Origin of the sequence: Phenylobacterium zucineum HLK1 (genome assembly GCF_000017265.1) — a bacterium.
Classification (GTDB): domain Bacteria; phylum Pseudomonadota; class Alphaproteobacteria; order Caulobacterales; family Caulobacteraceae; genus Phenylobacterium; species Phenylobacterium zucineum.
Genome location: NC_011144.1, coordinates 2,791,784 through 2,812,213 on the forward strand (window position 1 = coordinate 2,791,784; position 20,430 = coordinate 2,812,213).

Annotated in this window: 17 protein-coding genes; 8 read left to right on the top strand and 9 right to left on the bottom strand. The window is 71.8% G+C overall.

All coding sequences use genetic code 11. The annotated features are described in order from the left end of the window. Positions 1–186 precede the first annotated feature (186 nt). The 3 genes from PHZ_RS23155 to PHZ_RS13575 are packed head-to-tail and all read right to left on the bottom strand — an operon-like array spanning position 187 to position 5,170. Complete coding sequence (locus tag PHZ_RS23155; RefSeq protein WP_012522990.1) at positions 187–993, bottom strand: YncE family protein; 807 nt, start codon at positions 991–993, stop codon at positions 187–189. Beyond that, positions 986–2,521 (bottom strand): alkaline phosphatase D family protein, encoded by a 1,536-nt coding sequence (locus tag PHZ_RS13570; protein WP_012522991.1) that lies wholly within the window; start codon positions 2,519–2,521, stop codon positions 986–988. Before PHZ_RS13570 ends, PHZ_RS23155 begins: the two co-directional genes overlap by 8 nt. A gap of 51 nt (positions 2,522–2,572) precedes the next feature. Continuing rightward, the gene (locus tag PHZ_RS13575) at positions 2,573–5,170 is read right to left on the bottom strand and encodes a TonB-dependent receptor (RefSeq protein WP_041373550.1); all 2,598 of its coding nucleotides are present in this window, start codon (positions 5,168–5,170) and stop codon (positions 2,573–2,575) included. A gap of 104 nt (positions 5,171–5,274) precedes the next feature. Here PHZ_RS13575 and PHZ_RS13580 point away from each other — a divergent pair, with 104 nt between their 5' ends. Both PHZ_RS13580 and PHZ_RS13585 read left to right on the top strand, forming a co-directional pair. Continuing rightward, the gene (locus PHZ_RS13580) at positions 5,275–6,246 is read left to right on the top strand and encodes an alpha/beta hydrolase (RefSeq protein WP_012522993.1); all 972 of its coding nucleotides are present in this window, start codon (positions 5,275–5,277) and stop codon (positions 6,244–6,246) included. A gap of 39 nt (positions 6,247–6,285) precedes the next feature. Next, positions 6,286–6,747, top strand: coding sequence for a hypothetical protein (locus tag PHZ_RS13585; protein ID WP_012522994.1), 462 nt, complete (start codon positions 6,286–6,288; stop codon positions 6,745–6,747). Positions 6,748–6,895: 148 nt separating this feature from the next. On the opposite strand, the gene PHZ_RS13590 is transcribed toward PHZ_RS13585, so the two are convergent. Further along, positions 6,896–8,587 (bottom strand): pectate lyase, encoded by a 1,692-nt coding sequence (locus PHZ_RS13590; protein ID WP_012522995.1) that lies wholly within the window; start codon positions 8,585–8,587, stop codon positions 6,896–6,898. Here PHZ_RS13590 and PHZ_RS13595 point away from each other — a divergent pair. Further along, positions 8,557–10,134, top strand: a complete 1,578-nt coding sequence (locus PHZ_RS13595) for a carboxylesterase/lipase family protein (RefSeq protein ID WP_049758427.1) — start codon at positions 8,557–8,559, stop codon at positions 10,132–10,134. The genes PHZ_RS13590 and PHZ_RS13595 overlap by 31 nt on opposite strands. A gap of 1 nt (position 10,135) precedes the next feature. Here PHZ_RS13595 and kduD read toward each other — a convergent pair whose 3' ends face one another. From kduD to uxaC, 3 genes are read right to left on the bottom strand one after another with little or no spacing between them, the layout of a single operon-like run. Then, positions 10,136–10,897: a 2-dehydro-3-deoxy-D-gluconate 5-dehydrogenase KduD gene (gene kduD, locus PHZ_RS13600; RefSeq protein ID WP_012522997.1), complete on the bottom strand. Its 762-nt coding sequence runs from the start codon at positions 10,895–10,897 to the stop codon at positions 10,136–10,138. 8 nt (positions 10,898–10,905) lie between these two features. Continuing rightward, on the bottom strand, positions 10,906–11,742 hold the full coding sequence (gene kduI, locus PHZ_RS13605; protein ID WP_041374214.1) for a 5-dehydro-4-deoxy-D-glucuronate isomerase: 837 nt from the start codon (positions 11,740–11,742) through the stop codon (positions 10,906–10,908). A 17-nt stretch (positions 11,743–11,759) separates the two neighbouring features. Then, positions 11,760–13,202 (bottom strand): glucuronate isomerase, encoded by a 1,443-nt coding sequence (gene uxaC, locus PHZ_RS13610; RefSeq protein ID WP_012522999.1) that lies wholly within the window; start codon positions 13,200–13,202, stop codon positions 11,760–11,762. 238 nt (positions 13,203–13,440) lie between these two features. On the opposite strand from uxaC, the gene PHZ_RS13615 reads away from it, so the two are divergent. From PHZ_RS13615 to PHZ_RS13625, 3 genes are read left to right on the top strand one after another with little or no spacing between them, the layout of a single operon-like run. Next, a complete protein-coding gene (locus PHZ_RS13615) occupies positions 13,441–14,310 on the top strand; it encodes a 2-keto-4-pentenoate hydratase (RefSeq protein ID WP_012523000.1) in 870 nt (289 codons plus the stop codon). Then, positions 14,285–15,571, top strand: coding sequence for an MFS transporter (locus tag PHZ_RS13620; protein WP_012523001.1), 1,287 nt, complete (start codon positions 14,285–14,287; stop codon positions 15,569–15,571). The genes PHZ_RS13615 and PHZ_RS13620 overlap by 26 nt, the downstream gene beginning before the upstream one ends. Further along, positions 15,568–15,990: a cupin domain-containing protein gene (locus PHZ_RS13625; RefSeq protein WP_236611831.1), complete on the top strand. Its 423-nt coding sequence runs from the start codon at positions 15,568–15,570 to the stop codon at positions 15,988–15,990. Before PHZ_RS13620 ends, PHZ_RS13625 begins: the two co-directional genes overlap by 4 nt. Here the strand turns inward: PHZ_RS13625 and PHZ_RS13630 are convergent. Then, a complete protein-coding gene (locus PHZ_RS13630) occupies positions 15,987–17,039 on the bottom strand; it encodes a LacI family DNA-binding transcriptional regulator (protein WP_012523003.1) in 1,053 nt (350 codons plus the stop codon). The two genes, PHZ_RS13625 and PHZ_RS13630, sit on opposite strands and share 4 nt — an antisense overlap. A gap of 133 nt (positions 17,040–17,172) precedes the next feature. Here PHZ_RS13630 and PHZ_RS13635 point away from each other — a divergent pair, with 133 nt between their 5' ends. Beyond that, complete coding sequence (locus tag PHZ_RS13635) at positions 17,173–18,651, top strand: UxaA family hydrolase (protein ID WP_012523004.1); 1,479 nt, start codon at positions 17,173–17,175, stop codon at positions 18,649–18,651. Further along, the gene (locus PHZ_RS13640) at positions 18,648–20,084 is read left to right on the top strand and encodes a mannitol dehydrogenase family protein (RefSeq protein WP_012523005.1); all 1,437 of its coding nucleotides are present in this window, start codon (positions 18,648–18,650) and stop codon (positions 20,082–20,084) included. The genes PHZ_RS13635 and PHZ_RS13640 overlap by 4 nt, the downstream gene beginning before the upstream one ends. Here the strand turns inward: PHZ_RS13640 and PHZ_RS22225 are convergent. Continuing rightward, entirely contained in the window at positions 20,039–20,386 is a 348-nt protein-coding gene (locus tag PHZ_RS22225; protein WP_236611832.1) for a helix-turn-helix domain-containing protein, read from the bottom strand. The two genes, PHZ_RS13640 and PHZ_RS22225, sit on opposite strands and share 46 nt — an antisense overlap. Between the last annotated feature and the right edge of the window lie 44 nt (positions 20,387–20,430).

Consider the following 20,430-nt stretch of genomic DNA (forward strand, 5'->3'; position numbering starts at 1 on the left):
TCGAAAGAACGAAACCGAAAAGGATGGCGAACGCCCGTGTGCAAATAGTGCACACATGTCTGCTCAACTCGTTGTTTTAGCTGGTGTTTCCGTCCAGTCCATCATCGGCGCGACGGAGAAGGTATGGGGCGGGCGGCGGCTCACCGCGCCTAGGTAGGCGAGACGGGGCCGAAGCGCAAAGCGACCCTATTCCGGCAGGCCGTGCGGGAGGCGCATCTCGACGATCTGGCGATCGGGCCGGCTGACGCCGAAGACGGTGCGCCGGTCGGCCGGATCGAAGGCGATGGCCTGGCCGTGGATGGGCGCGGGCAGGGTCGCCAGGTGCTCGAGGACGCCCCCGCCCTCGGGCGCGCGCAGCACGTAGATCTCTCCCGCGTCGTGGCCGGTGACGTAGAGCCGCCCGTCCGGCCCCCAGCCGCCGCCCGAGGCGCTGCGCGGCTTGAGGCGCTCCAGCACGCTGGGCGGAAAGGTCCAGGACGCAAGGGGCCGCCAGCGCGGGTCGAACTTCACCAGCGTCGTGTGGCGATGGTCGCGGCCGGGCTCGCCGCCGCGGCCGTCGTAGTTGGCGAAGGCCGCCCACCAGGCGCCGTCCTTCCAGTCGGCCCAGGTCAGCGATCCGGGCTGGGGGCCAAGGGGGATCGAGCGCAGGTGGACCATGCGGCGGGGATCGAACACCTCCACCGAGCTACGCATCGGGACCGCCGGGTAGTTGGAGGCCGCGCAGACCAGCTCGCGCCGGATCACGGCGCAGGAGTTCAGGTGCGCGAAGCGCTCGGGGTCGCCGGTCCAGACCGCTGCCTTGCGGCCCGTGCGGCGGTCGTACTTGGCGATGGTCGAATTATCGACGGCGTAGAGGTGGCGGGCGTCCACCGCCACGCCCTGCCGCGCCTCCTCTGCAGGGAGGCGGCGGACGAGTTCGGCGGCCGGGGCGGCCAGCGCCAGCGGCGGAGCGGCGGCGAGCAGCGCCGCGAGAACCAGGGCCGCCCTACGCATGCTGGAGGCCCGCACGCCCCGCCTCGACCGCGAACCGGGCGAGGTCCCGCACCGGGGAGGACGGGACGAGCGCGCTCTCGATCCCCCGGAAGCGCACCGTGCAGCCCTGCGGCGTCAAGTCCACGAGGCCATAGCCGCGGGTCTCGCCATCGCCGAACTTCAGGTTCGGGTTGTGCGCCAGGACCGGCTGCAGCGAGGCGTTCTCCCAGCCCAGCGAACTGACCGAGCCGCCGACGAACTCGCTGGCGAGCGGCGGGCCGCCCGGCTCCAGCGACAGGTCGCCGGCCAGGAAGGTGTGGATGTCGCCGCCCAGCGCCAAGGGATTGGAGACGCCGGCGTCCCGCCAGCGCTCGAGGATCCGCCGGCGGGTCTGGACATAGCCGCCCCAGCCGTCGTTGCTGTAGCGGCCGTCGAGGCGCTGCAGGTCGCCCATCAGGTACTGCTGGGCCAGCAGGTTCCAGCGGGCCTGGCTCCGGTCCAGGGTGTCGAACAGCCAGCGCTCCTGCGCCTGGCCCAGCAGCGAGCGGGCCGGGTCGCGGCGGGCGTCGCAGTCCGGGATCATCTTGCCCTCGGCGAGGGCGTCGCAGGTGCGGTGCGGCCGGTGCTGGCGGGTGTCGAGGAGCTGGATCTGGGCCAGGGAGCCCCAGTCCAGGGCCCGGTGCAGCAGCATCTGAGGCCCGACCGGCCGCGACCGGCGGCGCAGGGGCATGTGCTCGTAGTAGGCCTGGTAGGCGGCGGCCCGGCGGCGGAGGAAGACGGCGGGATCGGTGTCGGCGCGGTCCTGGTCGCCGCCGTAGTCGTTCACCACCTCGTGGTCGTCCCAGACGACCATCCAGGGCGCGGCCGCGTGGGCGGCGCGAAGGTTGGGGTCGGACTTGTAGAGGCCGTAGCGGACCCGGTAGCTGGCCAGGTCCATGGCCTCTCCCTCGGGATGGCGGCGCACGCCCTTCGCGCTGGCGGTCTTCTCGTAGATGTAGTCGCCGAGGAACAGCACCAGGTCGGGCGCATCGGCCGCCAGGTGCGGATAGGCGCCGTAGTAGCCGGCCTCGTACTTCTGGCACGAGCCGTAGGCGATCCGCAGACGGTCCACCGCGGCGCCCGGCGCGGGAGCGGTGCGCGTGCGGCCGACCTCGCTGGCGTGGCCGCCGGCGCGGAAGCGGTACCAGTACTCGCGGCCGGGCCGCAGGCCGGCGACCTCCACATGGACCGAGTGGGCGGCCTCGGAGACGGCGAGCGCCTCGCCCCGCGCCGCCACGCGCGACAGCCGCGGGTCCTCGGCCACCTCCCAGGTCACCGCCACGGGCTCGGGCGACATGCCGCCGTCCGGCTGCAGCGGAGCCGGCGCGAGCCGGGTCCACAGCACCACGCCGTCGGGCGTGGGCTCGCCCGAGGCGACCCCCAGGGTGAAGGGGTCCTCGGGAAGCCGCGCCCGGGCCAGCGCCGGCCGCCAGGCGGCGGAGGAGAGCGCCAGCCCGGCCAGGCCTGCGGCCTGCCAGAGCAACCGGCGACGCGTCGCGGATCCAGGCACGGGCGGCCTCCCCTCTCTGCTCAGGAGTCTAGCTCAGCTTCACCACCGACTTCACCACCGGGCAGAAACGCCCAGGTAGTAGGTGCGGCCGTAGCGTTCGTAGTTGGTCAGCCAGTCGCGCCGGCCGCCCTGATACTCCCGCAGCACCTCGTCGTTCAGGTTCTGCAGGTCGACGTAGATCTCGACGTTGTCGGTGAGCGCGTAGCTCGCCTTGGCGTCGAGGCGCTTGAAGTCGTCGTCCCAGGTGTCGGCCTCGTCGTTCCCGCCCAGGCCCTGAACGGCCTTGCCGGTGTGGTGGTAGGACAGCGCCGCCTCGAACCGGCCCTTCTGGTAGAAGAGCTGGGCGCCCCACAGCAGGTCGGACTGGGCCGGGAAGGCCAACTCGCCGCGGCCGGGCACGGTGAGGCTGGAGTCGGTGATCGTGACGTTCGCCGCCGCGCCGAACCCGCTCCAGAGGCCGGGCAGGAAGGTGAACTGCTGTTGGTAGGCGAGCTCGATCCCCTTGATCTCGCCCTCGTCGGCGTTGCGCGGCTGGCTGTAGCCGAAGCGGGCGTAGGTCCGGCCGTCGAGTACGAAGTTCGTGCGGGTCTCGCTGAAATTGAAGATCGGGTCCTTGACCTTCTTCAGGAAGGCGCCCGCCGACAGCAGACCCCCGCGGGCGAAGTACCACTCGATGGTGGCGTCGAAGTTGTCCGAGACGAAGGGCTTCAGGTCGGCGTTGCCCTCCGACAGGCCGCCCTCGAACACGCCGGGCGTCACCTCGACCCACTCGAGCTCGCCGCCGGGCTTCAGTTGCGGGTACTGGGGCCGCCCGAGGGTGCGGGTGTAGGCGAGCCGGACGACCAGGTCCTCGCGCGGCTCGAACCGCAGGTGCACGTTCGGCAGGAAGTTCACGTATTCGCCCGAGCGGGAGACGGGCGTCACGCCGCCCTCCTCGGCGTCGAGCCGGAAGCCCTGGACGTCCGTCTCGGTGCGCTCGACGCGCCAGCCGCCGATCAGCCGCCAGCCGCCGAGATCCACGTCGGCCATGACGTAGCCGGCGTAGATCCGCTCGGTCAGGTCGTAGTCGCTGAGGGTCTCGTTCGCGAGGCTGTCGGCCGCGTTGCGGACGAAGCGCGCACTGGCGAGGTTCTCGGCCGTGAACCGCTGCATCGCCTCGGCGTCGATGGTGTAGCGGTTGAGGTAGGTGTAGTCGCCGAGGTCCACCTCCATCACCGGGCCCTGGAGGCCGAAGTCGGCCAGGGTGAACCGGTTGGCGGCCGAGCCGCGATCCCACCGTTCGGTGCGGCCGTCGAACATCTTGTCGGTGTCGCGGACCTTCAGGCCCACCTTGAAGAAGCTGTCCTGGCCGATGTCGATGGCGCGCTTCAGATCGACCTTGGCGGCGAGGTTGGTCTCATCGCCGTATTCGTCCTGGGCGGTGTACTGGCGGAACTGCAGCGCCCCCGCCGACATGGTCCGCGGCTCGGCCGTGTAGAGCAGCGGGCGCATGTCGAAGTCGACGGTCAGGTTCGCCGACGGCAGGCGGAACTGCCAGCCCTGGTTCGGCTCGACCAGCTCGTTGTAGCCCCACGACAGGTCGTACTGCAGGAGCCAGGGCCCGCGCTCGTGCTCGCCGCCGAAGGAGGCCGAGCTGATGCTCTTCTCCTTGTATTCCAGGCGCAGGTCCTGGCGCGCGTCGACGTTGCGGGCGACGCCGGTCGCCCCGTCGGAATTGAGCGTGATGTTCGCGGGATTGGCTCCGAAGTCGAGCCGCGAGCGCTGGCGGTACTCGTCCTCGGTGAAGCGCGAGAACAGCCCACGGACGTAGAGCTTGTCGGCGTCGGCCGGGCGGAACTCCAGCGCGCCGCTGACCCCGATCCGCTCGCGCTTGAGGGTGTAGTTGGTGAACTTGATGTTGGTCGGCAGGCCGCCGCGGGCGTAGCCCGGCACGCTGCGCCAGTCGTCGGGATAGAGGCCGTCCGAGCGGTAGTCCCGCGACGAGCCGTTGACGCCGACGATCACGCCCCACCGGCCGTCGCCGAACACGGCGCCGAAGGTGGCGTCGCCCTGCACCGGCACCTTCTCGTTGAACTCTTGATAACCGGCCTGGACCGAGCCGCGGGCGAACAGGTCCTTCCCCGCGTCGAACGGCGACTGGGTGACGAGATTGACCGTGCCGCCGATGCCCTGGGCGTCCATGTCGGGGGTGACGGCCTTCACCACCTCGATCCGGCCGAGCAGCTGGCCCGAGACCACGTCCAGCGGCAGGGCGCGGCTGTCGCCGTCGGGATTGCCGACCTCGACGCCGTTCAAGGTGACGTTGTTGAGCTGGGCCGGCGCGCCGCGGATCGAGACGTAGCGGCCCTCGCCCTGGTCATAAGAGACGCCGACGCCGGGCAGGCGCTCGACGTTCTCGGCGACGTTCTTGTCGGCCAGGCGACCGATCTCGTCGGCGGAGATGGCGTCGACCACGGCGGTGGCGCTGCGCTTGGTCTCGATCGCCCGCTGCTGGGACAGCCGCTGGCCGGTGACCACCAGCTCTTCCACCGCCCCGTCCTGGGCGCCGTCCTGGGCCCCGTCCTGGGCCTGGGCCAGCCCCGGCGCAAAGGCCGTCATGGCGACCGCCAGCGCCAGCCGGCTCGCCCCCGTCATCGTCATACGCATCATGGACCCCCTTCTCGTTGGGGGCGTGCTTAGGGGCCGCGGTTGTCAGGACGGTCACGCTTGCGTGTCGGTTTGTTGAAGGCGGCAGCGATGCTACCGGTGGCGCCATGACCAAGCTCGACCGCCGGGCGCTTCTGGGCGCCGCCCTTTTCGCCTCCGCGGCCGCCGCCGCCCAAGCCCGCGAGCCCGCCGACCCGGCAGAGGTCGTGCGGCTGTGGCCGGGCCGCCCGCCCGGCGCGCCCGGTGTCCTGCCGGTCACGCAGGTGCGGGACCGGATCGCGACGTCCGGCTTCCAGGACCGCATCGCCACCAGCATCGGCGAGCCGCTGATGACCGTCTTCCGTCCCGCCCGGCCGAACGGGGCGGCGGTGCTGGTGATCCCCGGCGGCGGCTACGTCCGGGTGGTCATCGACAAGGAGGGGTTCGAGACCGCGCGTCGCCTGGCGGACGCGGGGATCACCGCCTTCGTGCTGCGCTACCGCCTGCCCGGCGACGGCTGGGCGAGCCCCGCCGACGTTCCCCTGCAGGACGCCCAGCGCGCCGTGCGCCTGATCCGCGCCGGCGCGGCCGGCTGGGGGATCGATCCGTCGCGCGTGGCGGCGATGGGCTTCTCGGCCGGCGGGCACGTGGCCGCCTCGCTCAGCACGCGCCACGCCGCCGCCGTCTATCGGCCCGTGGACGCGGCGGACGCCCAGAGCGCCCGCCCGGACCTGGCGGCGCTGATCTATCCGGTGATCGACATGGCGCCGCCCAACGCGCACCCGGGCTCGCGCGCGCAGCTGCTGGGGCCGGACCCGTCCTCCGAGGCCGAGGCCGCCTACTCGCCGCACCGCCACGTCGGCGCGCACGTCCCGCCGACCTTCCTGCTGCACGCCATGGACGACGACTCGGTGCCGGTGGAGAACAGCCTCGCCTACCTGGCGGCGCTGCGGGCGGCGAAGGTCCCCGCCGAGGCGCACCTGTTCGAGGAAGGCGGCCACGGCTTCGGCCTGCGCCTGATCCAGGGCAACCCGGCCGCGGCCTGGCCGGACCTGTTCCTGGCCTGGGCCGCGCGGCGGGGGCTCCTCAAGGCCGGCTGACCGGGGCTATGATACCGGTGTCATAACCGGAGAACGTCCATGCGCTGGCTCCTCGCCGCGGCGCTCGCCGCCCTTTCCCTCGGACCGGCGCAGGCCGCCGAGGTTCCCGCCGACGTCGCCGCCGCCGTCAAGGCGGCGATGCCGCAGATGAAGATCACCGAGGCCGAGCTGAAGGCGCGCGATGGCCGGCGCTACTACGACGTCGAGGGCGTGCTGCCCGACGGCTCCGAGATCGAACTCGACATGCTGCAGACCGCCGCCGGCTGGCAGGTGGTGGAGATCCAGCGCGACATCGCCTGGGCCTCCGCCCCTGCCCAGGTCCACGCCGCCGCCCAGCCCGCCTGGAAGGGCCCCGCCCCGGCCCGGGTGATCGAGAGCAAGCAGACCGACGGCTCGATCGTCTACGAGCTGTTCGCCCCGGGGCGTCCCGGGACGCCGGCGCTCGAGGTCATGCTGAAGGACGGCAAGGCCGAGGTGCTGAAGGAGGTCTGGCCGCACTAGGGGCGCTCCCTCTTTTCGTCCTCCCCATCGGGGGAGGGGGACCATGCGCAGCATGGTGGTGGGGGCTTGCCGGGGCTCGGTGGATGGGGCGGCCCCCCTCCACCGCTATCGCGGTCCCCCTCCCCCGATGGGGGAGGAAGGCGCTTCGTCACCGCCGCTGGTCCAGCCAGTCGATCAGCACCGTCATGTTCTGGATGTAGGCGCCGGTGGAGATCCCCGGCTGCGGGTTCGCCGCCGGATAGGGCGAGGTGTCGGTGCGGTCGCCGACGTGCGTCGTCGCATAGTCGCCGTCGGGCTGCGCCGGCGGGCGCTCTCCGGTGTAGGGGATGCTGGCGGCCACCAGCGGCGTCGGCCAGTAGCCCTCGCGGTTCAGGCCGCCGATCAGCGCCCGGACCTTCTCGGCGCTGACGGAGCGGTCCTCATCGACGGCGGCGCGGACGTTGAGGTCCGAGGTCTCCAGGTCGCGGGTCGCGAAGTAGCGCGGCAGGGGGACGCGGTTCGTCGCCTTCAGGGGCGAGTCCTTCGAGACCTCGGCGCCCGGCGTCGCCTTCAGCCGCTCGTACCGGGCGCGCAGGCCCGCCTCGTCGATCCTGCGGAAGGCGCTGTAGTGGGCCAGCGGCCGCTCGGGGCTGTAGTCCACGTAGTACGCGCCGTTGACGACGTTCGAGCCGCGGCGATGCACGTAGAGCGGCCGGTCCGTGCCGATCTCGATGAAGGTGGGATGGGTGCGCCCGTCGGCCGTCGGCGCCGGCAGCCGCACCTTGTCCAGCCAGTCCAGCCCCTCGCCCACCCGCGCCAGGAAGCGCGTGTCGCCGGTCAGTTCGTAGAAGGTCATCAGCTGGGCGAGGTTGTTCGCCGTGGTGTGGGTGGCAAGCGCCAGGGGCTCGTAGCTGCGGGCGGCGGCCGGCTGCAGGTCCAGGGTGTACTGCAGCGCCCAGCCGGGCTGCGGCTGGCCCAGCTGGGTGACCAGGAAGCTGGTCATCGCCCGGCGGATGGCGTCCAGCGCGCGCTCATCGCCGAGCGCCTGGTAGACCATGGTCAGGAACTTGATGTTCTCGCCGGCCACGTCGTCGTTGAAGGTGATGTAGCCGGTGTAGTCGCCCTCGAACTTCGGCTTGACCGGATAGCGCTGCGGCCAGCCGCCGACCGGGTACTGGGCCTCGAGCACGAAGCCGATCGCGCGGTCCAAGGCGGGCTTCCAGCGAGGATCCAGCTTCTCGACGTAGAGGCGCAGCAGGAACTGCATCGCCTCGGACGTGCCGGCGTCGTCGAAGGTGGCGTTGCCCCAGTCGTGCTGGAATTCCTCCATCCGCCAAGCGTTCTTGCCGACGGTCTCGTACCAGTCGCGGGCCGAGGCCGGGCCGCCGAAGTCGATGAAGTAGTTCCAGCCGCCGCTGGGATGCTGGCCCCAGACGAGGGCCTCGGCCGCGCGCTCGGCCGCACGATAGTAATAGTCGTCGCCCGTGGCGTGATAGGCGTCGAGGAACAGGTGGCCCATGGTGGCCGTGCCGGGGGGCTGGACCCAGACCATGGTGGGCTTGGCCTCGAGCTCGCCCCAGCGGCGCGAGAAGTCCGGCGTGTAGGACCACACGTAGCCGCCGTTGTAAGCGGCCGTCTCGACCATGAAGGTGGTCGCCCGTTTCATGGCCGCGAGCACCTGGTCGCGGGATTGGGCCGTGGCCGGCGCGCCGCCCGCCAGTACGCACACGCCGGCCAGAATGGCCGTCAAACCCTTCAGCACGCCTACGCTTCCTCCTGTTGTTGCGGAGGTTCTAGCGCGGATTGCTACCGGTGTCATAGTCTGACCCCATGGCCCACGACCTGACCCGCCGCGGCGCATTCGGCGCCGCTCTCGCCTTCGCCGCCGCCCCCGCCGCCTCCCTGGCTTCGGGAGCGGCCTCGCCCGTCGCCCGGACCCGCCACGGCCGCGTGCGCGGCTATGTGGACGGCGGCGTCCTGGCCTTCCGGGGGATCCGCTACGGCGCCGACACGGGCCCGCTCCGATTCCAGGCGCCGCGGACGCCGGCCCCCTGGGACGGGATCGCCGAGGCCACGCAGTACGGTCCCGCCTGCCCGCAGCGCGACCGCGACGCCGGCGCCACGTCCGAGGACTGCCTGTTCCTGAACGTCTGGACCCCGGCCCTGCGGGACGGCGCGAAGCGGCCGGTGATGGTCTACATCCACGGCGGCGCCTATTCGAACGGCTCGGGCTCGGCGCCGCTGTACGACGGGGTGCGGCTGGCGCGGCGCGGCGACGTGGTCGTGGTGACGCTGAACCACCGGCTGAACGTCTTCGGCTACGGCTATCTGGCCAGGCTTGTCCCAGGCCTGCCCGACAGCGGCAATGCGGGCCAGCTCGACCTGATCCTCGCGCTGGAGTGGGTGCGGGACAACATCGCCGAGTTCGGCGGCGATCCGTCCCAGGTGATGGTCTTCGGCCAGTCGGGCGGCGGGGCCAAGATCGCGACGGTGATGGCCATGCCGGCGGCCGCGGGCCTGTTCCACCGGGCCGCCACCATGAGCGGCCAGCAGGTGACCGCTTCGGGGCCGATGAACGCCGCGCGGCGGACGCTGGCCTTCCTCGACGCCCTGAAGCTGAAGCCGGAGGAGGCCCACCTTCTGCGCACCCTGCCGGCCGGGCGGCTGGTGGAGGCCCTGGGCGTCGAGGACCCGGTGCTGGGTTTCGGCGGCCTCTACTTCGGGCCGGTGCTCGACGAGGGGAATCTGAAGCGCCACCCCTTCTACCCGGACGCGCCGGCCCAGTCGGCGAAGATCCCAATGATCATCGGCAACACCCGTGACGAGACGCGGGCGTTCATGGGGAACGATCCCTCGAACTTCACCCTCTCCTGGGACGAGCTGCCGGCGAAGCTGACCTTCCCGAACCTGCGGGTGGACGTGCTGCCCGAGGCCGTGATCGCCGAGTACCGGCGGCTCTACCCGCACTATTCGCCGTCGGACGTGCTGTTCGCGGCCACCACCGCGGCCCGGTCCTGGCGGGGGGCGATCATCGAGCTGGAGGAACGGGCCCGGGCCGGCCATCCCACCTTCGCTTACCAGCTCGACTGGGCCACGCCCAAGGACGGCGGCCGCCTCGGCGCGCCGCACGCCTCGGACATCCAGCTGGTGTTCGACAACATCGCCAAGCCCGGCGCGACGGCCATCGGGCCCGAAGCCCAAACCATGGCCGACCAGATGAGCGAGGCCTTCCTTGCCTTCGCCAGGACCGGCGATCCGAACTGCCGGGCGATCCCGCGCTGGGAGCCGTTCACCCTGGCGCGGCGCCAGACGATGGTCTTCGACGTCCCCTCGCGCCTGGAGGACGACCCCCGCGGCGCCGAGCGGCGGTTCTTCGCGAAGGTCCCCTACGTGCAGCCGGGGACGTAAGTCACCGCGCCAGCCAGCCGCCGTCCACGGGGACGATCGCGCCGTGCATGTAGTCGGACGCGCCGCTCGCCAGGAACACGGCGGCGCCCGCGAGGTCCGAGGGATCGCCCCAGCGGCCCGCCGGGATGCGGCCCAGGATCTCCCTGGAGCGGCCCTCGTCGGCCCGCAGCGCCTCGGTGTTGTTGGTGGCGAAGTAGCCGGGGGCGATGGCGTTGACGTTGATGCCCTTCCCCGCCCACTCGTTGCAGAGCAGCTTGGTCAGGCCCGCCAGGCCGCTCTTCGAGGCGGTGTAGGACGGCACCCGGATGCCGCCCTGGAAGGACAGCATCGAGACCACGTTGATGATCTTGCCGCCGCGGCCGGCGGCGACCCAGCGCCGGGCCACCGCCTGCGACAGGAAGAAGACCGTCTTCAGGTTGGTGTCCATCACCGCGTCCCAGTCCTCTTCGGTGAAGTCGAGGCTGTCGGCCCGGCGGATGACGCCGGCGTTGTTGACCAGGATGTCCACCTGGCCGGCGGCGGCGAAGGCCTCCTCCACCACGCCGGCGAGCGGCCCGGTGGAGCCGAGGTCGGCGCGGATGGCATGCAGCTCGCGGCCGGCCTTGCGCACCATCTCGGCGGTCTCGTCGGGCGCGCTGCGGCCGACGGCGACGATGTCCGCCCCCGCCTGCGCCAGGCCCACGGCGATCCCCTGGCCGAGCCCGGTGTTGGCGCCGGTGACCAGGGCGACCTTGCCCTGAAGGCTGAAGAGGCCAGGATTCATCTCGGGGCTCACTTCAGCTGGCAGATGTCGAGGACGCGCATGTCGGTGTAGTCGAGGTTCTCCCCGCCCATCGCCCAGATGAAGGCGTAGTTCGAGGTGCCCGAGCCCATGTGGATCGACCACGGCGGCGAGACCACCGCCTCCTCGTTGGCCATGATGATGTGCCGGGCCTTGTCCGGCTCGCCCATGAAGTGGAAGACCCGGTCGTCCTTGCCGAGATCGAAGTAGAAGTAGACCTCGCTGCGCCGGTCGTGGAGGTGGGGCGGCATGGTGTTCCAGACGCTGCCGGTCTTCAGGATCGTCAGGCCCATCAGCAGCTGGGCCGACTTGCAGGTGGCCGGCACCACGAGCTGGTAGATGGTCCGCTCGTTCGAGGTTTCGAGCCCGCCGCGCTCCAGCGGCACGGCGTCGGCGATCGACAGGTGCCGGGTCTCGAACCGGGCGTGGGCGGGGGTGGAGACCAGGTAGAAGCGCGCGCCGTCGCCTTCGAACGTCACGTCCTTCGTGCCCATCGGGACATAGAGGCAGTCCTTCGGCGCGAGCGCGTAGGCCTGGCCGTCGACGGTGACGGTCCCGGCGACGTCGGCCACGTTCACCACCCCCAGTTCGCGGCGCTCCAGGAACGGATGGCCGGCGGCGCTCTCGGGCTCGGTCTGGTCGGGCAGGCGGACCGCCCCGCCGTGAGGCGCGGCGCCCCCGATCACGAAGCGCTCGTAGTGGGTGTAGTTGAGGACGATCTGGCCCGGCTGGAACAGCCCGTCGATCAGGTAGCGCTGGCGCAGGGTCTCGTTGTCGACGCCCTCCATCATGTCGGGGTGGGTCGCGTGGTAGATGCGCTTGAACACGTACACGTCTCCTGTCGTCAGGCGGCGGCCGGCGTCCTGGCCGGCTCGTCCAGCTTGTAGGCCCGCTTGGGCAGGTTGTAGGCGAGGTCGACCGCCGTCTCGTGGGCGTCGTCCTCGGATAGGCGGTGCTCGGCCACCAGCCGGGCGAGGAAGCCGGCGTCGATCCGCCGGGCGACGTCATGCCGGGCCGGGATCGAAAGGAACGCCCGGGTGTCGTCGTTGAAGCCGACCGTGTTGTAGAAGCCCGCCGTCTCGGTGGTCTGCTCGCGGAACCGGCGCATGCCTTCCGGGCTGTCGTGGAACCACCAGGCGGGGCCCAGCTTCAGCACCGGATAGTGGCCGGCCAGCGGCGCGAGCTCGCGGGCGTAGCTGCTCTCGTCCAGCGTGAAGACGATGACCGACAGGCCGCGCTCGTTGCCGAAGCGGTCCAGCAGCGGCTTCAGCGCCCGGACGTAGTCGGTCCGGGTGGGGATGTCGGCGCCCTTGTCCCGCCCGTAGCGGGCGAAGAGGCCGGCGTTGTGGTTGCGGAACGAGCCGGGGTGGATCTGCATGACCAGCCCGTCGTCCAGGCTCATCCTGGCCATCTCGGTCAGCATCTGGGCCCGGAACAGCTCGGCGTCGGCGGGCGAGAAGTCGGCCGACAGCAGCTTGCGGAACAGCGCCTCGGCGTCAGCCAGCGACAGGTCGGCGGTGGCCGCGGTCGGGTGGCCGTGGTCGGTGGAGGTGGCGCCCATCTCCATGAACGCCGCCCGGCGCATCCGGTGCGCCTGGAGATAGCCTGACCAGCTCTCGACGTCCTGTCCGGTCAGCTCGCCGAAGCGGGAAAGGCTCGCGCGGAAGTCCTCGTGCTCGGCGTCGATCACCGGGTCGGGGCGGTAGGCGGTGACCACCCGGCCCTTCCAGCCGCTGGCGCGCATGGCCTTGTGGTGGCGCAGGTCGTCGGTGGGGCTCTCGGTGGTGGCCAGCAGTTCGATGTTGAACCGCTCGAACAGGGCCCGCGGCCGGAAGGCGGGGCTCTGCAGCGCCTCGCCGATGCGGTCGAAGTAGAGGTCGGCGGTCTCGGCCGACAGCTCGATCTCGAAGCCGAACACCTCGCCGAACACATGGTTCAGCCACATGGACGAGGGCGTGCCGCGGAACAGGTGCATGTTGGACGCCAGCATCCGCCAGGCCTCGCGCGGGTCGGCCGGGGACGGGCCCGCCTTCGACGGGACGCCCAGCCGGTCCAGGGGCACGCCCTGCGAATAGAGCATCCGGTAGAGGTAGTGGTCGGGGGCCAGGAACAGGTTGGTTGCGTCGGGGAACGGCGCGTCGCCCGCGAACCACTCGGGATCGGTGTGGCCGTGCGGGCTGATGATCGGCAGGTCCTTCACGGACCCGTAGAGACGGCGGGCGATGTCGCGCGTGCCGGCGTCGGCCGGGAACAAGCGGTCCGGATGCAGCCTCAGCGGCCTTGTCATCGACCTGTCCTCCCTTGAAGCGGCCTCGGTAACCGGTGTCATCACGCCACGCAACCTCTTTGCCGGACGGCTGCCGAGGCTTTCCTGAGTGAAGCAGAAAGCCGTGGCGAAGCCAAATTGACACCGGTTACCTGATGCCACAATGTGCGCGCCGACCCGCCCCCGGCCCGCGCCGCGGGGCGTCCAAGAACGACCAGACGCCGACGTCACGGACGAACCGGCCGGAGGACGACAGGAAGTGACCGTGCCGGCGGCCGAGACCGCGTCCCGCTTCGACCCTGAGGCCATCGCCCGTGCGTTCGTCGCCGCCCGCCGGGCGGCCCGCGCGCTGCCCGGCTTCCCGGGGCCGATCCCCGCCGACATGGCCGCCGGGTACCGCGTGCAGGAGGCCGCCATCGGGCTGTGGCCGGACGAGATCGCCGGCTGGAAGGTCGGCCGGATTCCCGAGGACCTGCAGGCGCAGCTAGGCGCCGACCGGGTGATGGGTCCCGTCTTCCGCGCCAACGTCTGGCAGGCCGATCCGGCCCGGGCCACGCCCCTTCCGGTGATCCCCGGCGGCTTCGCGGCCGTCGAGGCCGAGTACGTCTTCCGCATCGGCCGGGACGCGCCCGCCGACAAGACCGACTGGACGCCGGCCGAGGCGCTGGAGATCGTCGAGGAGATGCTGACCGGCGTCGAGCTGGCCGGCAGTCCCCTGGCCACCATCAACGTGCTGGGCCCCCGGGTCGTGGCCTCGGATTTCGGCAACAACGCGGGCCTGATCCTCGGTCAGCCGATCCCCGGCTGGCGCGAGCGGCCCGACGCTATCCCGGCCTGCGAGGCCTATGTGGACGGCGTCCTCGACGGCCGCGGGACTCCCCAATCCGTGCCGGGCGGCCCCGCCGCCTCGCTGGCCTTCCTGCTGCGCGCCGCGGCGCTGCGCGGTCGGCCCCTCAAGGCCGGCCAGCTGGTGACGACCGGCGCGGCCAGCGGCATCCATGACATCGAGGCCGGCCAATCGGCCCGAATCGTCTTCGGCGACCTGCAGGAGATCCGCTGCCAGGCGGTCACCGCGGCGCCGGAGGACCAGGGAGGAAACAACGATGGCCACAGCCGCCGAACGGACTGACGCCGCAGCCCCGCCCGCCGTCGTGGGCCGCTACCGCTGGGTGGTGGTGGGGCTCCTCTTTGCGGCGATGGTGATCAACTACGTCGATCGCCAGACCATCGGGCTGCTGAAGGCCGACCTCACCGCCGAGTTCGGCTGGAGCGAGACGGACTACGCCGACCTCGTCTTCTGGTTCCAGGCCGCCTACGCCATCGCCTACCTGGCCTGGGGCCGGGTCATCGACCGGATCGGCGCCCGCTGGGGCTTCGGCCTCGCCTTCCTGCTCTGGCACGTCGGCCACATCGCCACGGCCGGCGCCCGCTCGCTGAGCGGCTTCATCTTCGCCCGCGTCGTCCTGGGCCTGGGCGAAGGCGGCGCGTTCCCGGCCGGCATCAAGTCGGTGGCCGAGTGGTTCCCCAAGAAGGAGCGCGCGCTCGCCACCGGCATCTTCAACGCCGGCACCAACATCGGCGCCATCGTCACGCCCCTGGTGATCCCGGCGATCACCCTGGCCTGGGGCTGGCAGGCGGCGTTCATCGTCACCGGCGTGGCGGGCCTCGTGTGGCTGCCCATCTGGCTGCTGGTCTACCGCCGGCCGCGCGAGCATCCGAAGGTCACCGCCGCCGAGCTGGCGCACATCGAGCAGGATCCGCCGGACACGGTGGAGAAGGTCGCCTGGACCAAGCTGCTGCGCTACCGCGAGACCTGGGCCTACGCGATCGGCAAGTTCCTGATCGACCCCGTCTGGTGGATGTTCCTGTTCTGGCTGCCGGACTTCCTCGGCAAGCGCCACGGCCTCGATCTGATGAGCTTCGGCCCGCCCCTGGTGGCCATCTACCTGCTCTCGGACGTCGGCAGCGTGGCCGGCGGCTGGATGTCCTCGCGCTTCATGCACCTGGGCTGGTCGGTGAACCGCGCGCGCAAGATGACCATGCTGATCTGCGCCCTGCTGGCCCTGCCGGTGGCTTTCGCCGCCTTCGCCTCGAACCTGTGGGTCGCCGTGCTGATCATCGGCGTGGCCACCGCCGCCCACCAGGGCTTCTCGGCCAACCTCTACACCCTGCCCGGCGACGTCTTCCCGCGGGCGGCGGTGGGCTCGGTCGTCGGCATCGGCGGCATGCTGGGCGCCATCGGCGGCATGGTGATGTCGAAGTACGCCGGCTACGTGCTGGAGCAGATCGGCACCTACACCCCGATCTTCGTGGTGGCCGCATCGGCCTACCTGCTGGCCCTGCTGGTCGTGCACATCCTCACGCCGAAGATGGAGCCGGTGAAGCTGTGAGGGCCGCCCCCGCGCTCCTGGGGGTCCTCGCACTCGGCGGGGCGGCGGGACTGGCGCTCGCCGCCCCGCCCGCCGTGTTCGTGAACGAGGCTGACGTCGTCCGCCGCGAGCCGCCGCCGCACGGCGCCCACGGCATGAGCACCGCCTACCGGATCTCCGACGTCGTCCCCGGCCGGACGATGGAGTTCCGCAAGCGGGTCCTGCACCCCGGCGCCGCCGTCGGGCTGCACGTGATCGACCACGACGAGGTCTACTATGTGCTGTCCGGAGAGGGCGAGGTGACCTCGGACGGCGTCACCCGCCGGCTGGGCCCGGGCGGGGCGGCCTACCTCTATCGCGGCGCCGAGGTGGGGATCGCCCAGGTCGGCGACCAGGATCTCGTCCTGATCGTCTCCTATCCGCTGCCCGCGAAGCCCTAGCCTTTCAGCGGGGCGGTGGAGTCCCGCACCACCAGGGACGGCAGCCGGTTCTTCGGGTCGCGGACGTCGTCGTCGCGGCCCAGCAGCCGCTCGACCGCCAGACGGCCGATCTCCCGCGTCGGGGTGCGGACGGTGGTGAGCGCCGGCCACAGGCGCGAGGCGATCTGGAAGTCGTCGAAGCCCACCACCGACAGGTCCTCGGGGATGCGCAGGCCAGCCTGCCGGGCGGCCTGCAGCACGCCGGCGGCCATCTCGTCGTTGGCGGCGAAGATCGCGGTCGGCCGCGGCTCGATCGCCAGCAGCTCGCGGCCGCGCTCGACCCCGGAATCGAAGGTGTAGGCGCCCTCGGCCACATAGGTCCGCGACAGGGTCAGGCCGTGCTCGTTCAGCGCCTCCTCGAAACCCGAGCGCCGCTCGTGCGACGAGCGGAAGCTGGCGGGGCCCGAGATGAAGCCGATGCGCGTGTGGCCGAGCTCGGCCAGGTGCCGCGCCGCCTCGCGGCCGCCCAGGCGGTCGCGGGTCTCGATCATGTGTTCCGGCGTGTCCAGACTGACCGACGCCACCCGCACATAGGCGCAGCCGATGTCGCTCATCAGCTTGGCCGCGCGCTCGTCCTCGGAGACGGAAGGCGTCAGCACCACCCCGAACAGCCGCTGGCGCTCGATGAAGGCGCGCAGGTCCTCCAGGAACGTCGGGCTCTCGCGGTCGCAGGGATGCACGACCAGCTCGAACCCCGATCCCTTCATGCCGTCCAGCAGCCCGAGCTGCATGTTCACGACGTACTGGGGATTGGGGTTGTCGTAGACGAGGCCGATCAGGAACGAGCGGCCGTAGGCCAGCCCCCGCGCCTGCGGGTCGGGCGCATAGCCTAGCTCCGCGATCACCGCCTGGATGCGGTCGCGGGTGTCGGAGCGGACGAACGGCGAGGCGTTGATCACCCGCGAGACCGTCTTCTTCGACACCCCCGCCAGGCGGGCGATGTCGTTGATGGTCGGCCGGCGGCGCGGCGTCTCGAGAGCGTCGTCCGGGGCGCGCGGCGCCTTCTTCATCCAGGGGCCTCAGATCGGTTCAAGCCAGACCACTAATCGCAAGCGCGGGAGATTCAAAATCCGGGTTTGTACGGATCGCACGGAATGCGACGCCGCCGCTTGAGCTTTTGATGACACCGGTTACCATTTTGCGATGACCGAACCGGCCGACGCCCTGATCATCGACCCGCGCGACGACGTCGCCGTGGCCGTGCGCCCCGTGGCGGCCGGGGAGGAGCTCCTGGGCGTGCGGGCGGCCGCGGACATCCCCGCCGGCCACAAGATGGCGGTCAGGGCCGTCCCCGCTGGCGGCGAGGTGCGCAAGTACGGCTGGCCGATCGGGCGCGCCACCGCCGACATCCGGCCCGGGGACCACGTCCACACCCACAACCTCGCCACGGCCCTCTCGACGCACGAGGACTACGCCTGGCGGCTGGCCCCGGCCGAGCCGCTGCCGGACACCCCCGGGACCTTCCAGGGCTATCGGCGCAAGGACGGGCGGGTCGGCACGCGCAACGAGATCTGGATCCTGTGCACCGTCGGCTGCGTCGCCCGCACGGCCCAGCGCATCGCCGAGCAGGCGCGGCGGCGGTTCGAGGGCCGCGTCGACGGCGTCCACGCCCTGACCCATCCCTTCGGCTGCTCGCAGCTGGGCGGCGACCTCGACGCCACCCGCGCGATGATCGCGGCCCTCGCCGGCCACCCCAACGCGGGCGGCGTGCTGATCCTGGGCCTCGGCTGCGAGAGCAACCAGCTTTCGGCCCTGCTGGAGGCCGCGCCGCACCTCGACCGGGAACGCCTGCGCGCCTTCACCGCCCAGGCCTCGGAGGACGAGCTGGAGGAGGGGCTGAAGGCCGTCGAAGAGCTGGTCGTCGTCGCCGAGGGGGACCGCCGCGAGCCCTGCCCGGTCTCGGATCTGGTGATCGGCGTGAAGTGCGGCGGCTCGGACGGCTTTTCGGGCCTGACCGCCAATCCGCTGGTGGGCCGTATCGCCGACAAGGTCTGCGGGGCGGGCGGTACGGCGGTGCTGACCGAGATTCCCGAGATCTTCGGCGCCGAACAGCTGCTGATGGCGCGGGCCCGGGACGAGGCGGTGTTCCGCGGCCTCGCCGACGTCGTGAACGACTTCAAGGCCTACTTCACGCGCCACGGAGAGCCGGTCAGCGAGAACCCCTCCCCCGGCAACATCGCGGGCGGCATCACCACCCTGGAGGAGAAGTCGCTGGGCGCCGTCCAGAAGGCGGGCCGCGGGCCCGTCACCGAGGTGGTCCGCTACGGCGGCCAGGCGCACGAGCCGGGCGTCGTGCTGCTGGAGGCCCCCGGGAACGACGCGGTCTCCTCCACCGCCCTGACCGCGGCGGGCGCGACCGTGATCCTGTTCACCACCGGCCGGGGCACGCCGCTGGGCTTCCCCGCCCCCACCCTGAAGATCGCCACCAACTCGGGCCTCGCCCAGCGCAAGCCGCACTGGATCGACTTCGACGCCGGCCGCATCGCCGCCGGCGAGAGCCTGGACGCCGCCGCCGACCGGCTGATGGACCTGGTGCTGGCCACCGCGAGCGGCCGGCCGACCCAGGCCGAGGAGAACGGCGAACGCGAGATCGCCCTCTGGAAACGCGGGGTCACCCTGTGAAGCGCCTCTCCGACGCGACGCTGGCCCAGGCCGGCGCGCCCGTGCTCACGCCGGCCTACGACCGAACGACCCTGCGCACCGGCGTGGTCCACTTCGGCCCCGGCGCCTTCCACCGCGCGCACCAGGCCTTCTACTTCGACCGGATGCTGGCGGGCCGGCCCGACTTCGGCGTCTGCGCCGTATCGCTGCGCACGCCCGATGTGCGCGACGCCCTGGCGCCGCAGGACGGGCTCTACACCCTTGCCGAGAAGGAGGCCGATCCGACCTATCGGGTGATCGGATCGATCCGCGAGGTGCTCGTCGCCCCGGAGGATCCCGAGGCCGTGTTCGCGCGGCTGGCCTCGCCTGACGTGCGGTTCGTCACCTCCACCGTGACCGAGAAGGGCTATTGCCTGACGACCGCCGGCGACCTCGACCTGGACCACCCCGACGTCCGCCGCGACCTCCAGAGGCCGCAGGCGCCCGCCAGCCTGCCCGGCTGGATCGTCGAGGCGCTGCGCCGGCGCCGGGCGGCGGGCCTTGCGCCCTTCGCGGCCATCAGCTGCGACAACCTCTCGGACAACGGGGTGAAGCTGCGGCGGGCCGTGCTGCAGCTGGCCGAGGCGCGCGGCGAGGCCGACCTCGCCCGCTGGATCGAGGCCGAGGCGGCCTTCCCCTGCAGCATGGTGGATTCCATCACTCCGGCCACGGACGAGGCCCTGCGCGCGCAGGTGGACGCCGCCCTCGGCCTGCACGACGCCTGGCCCGTGCAGCGCGAGCGCTTCACCCAGTGGGTCCTCGAGGACCGGCTCGGCGCCGACGCCCAGGCCTTCGCCGACGCCGGCGTGACGGTGGCCAGGGCGGTGGCCCCGTTCGAACGGGCGAAGCTTCGGCTGCTCAACGGCGCCCACTCCACCTTGGCCTACGTGGGCCTGGGGCTCGGCTACGAGACGGTCTTCGAGGCGATGGGCGATCCGCGCCTGGCCCGCTTCGTCGAGCGGATGATGCGCGAGGACGTGGCCCCGACCCTGGACGCCCCCGAACTGGACGTGCCCGCCTACATCGGCCAGGTGCTCGCCCGCTTCCGCAACCCGGCCATCGTCCACCGGCTGTCGCAGATCGCCTGGGACGGCTCGCAGAAGCTGCGCTTCCGGCTGCTGGAGACCGCGTCCGAGGCGCTGGCCGCGGGCCGTCCGGCCGACCGGCTGGCGGTGGGCGTGGCCGCGTGGATCCGGTTCGTAATGCGCCAGTCGGCGGCGGGCGTCCCGATCGTCGATCCGCTGGCCCCCCTGCTGGTGGAGACCGCGCAAGCCGCCGGCCCGGCCGTCGATCGCTTCCTGGCTCTGGACGGCGTGTTTCCGCCGGCGCTGGCCGCCGACCCCCGATTCCGCGCGGCGGTGGCGGGAGCCTACGAGGCCCTGGCGAACGACCCGGCGTCGGCGCTCGCCGCCTGAGCCTGGCGGCGCAGCCGCTCCTCGATCCGCCGCACCAGCACCTCGGCCGGCAGGCCCATGCAGTCGGCCATGCGGCAGAACTCGAGCAGGTCCACGCGCCGCTGCCCGCGCTCGATCATGGCCACGTGCGACCCCGTTTTCTCCAGGCGGGCGGCCAGGGCCCGCTGGCTCAGGCCGGCCTGGCGGCGCGCTTCGATCAGCACCTCGCGGACCACGCCGTACTCGCTGGAGAACACGGGATTTGGCCGCCGCGCGTAGCCGCCGGATGCGATTGCGGCGTTATTGACACCGGTGTCAGCCAAAGGCATGTTCCCTCCAGGCTCGTGTTGGTCGGCGGTTTTCGCGG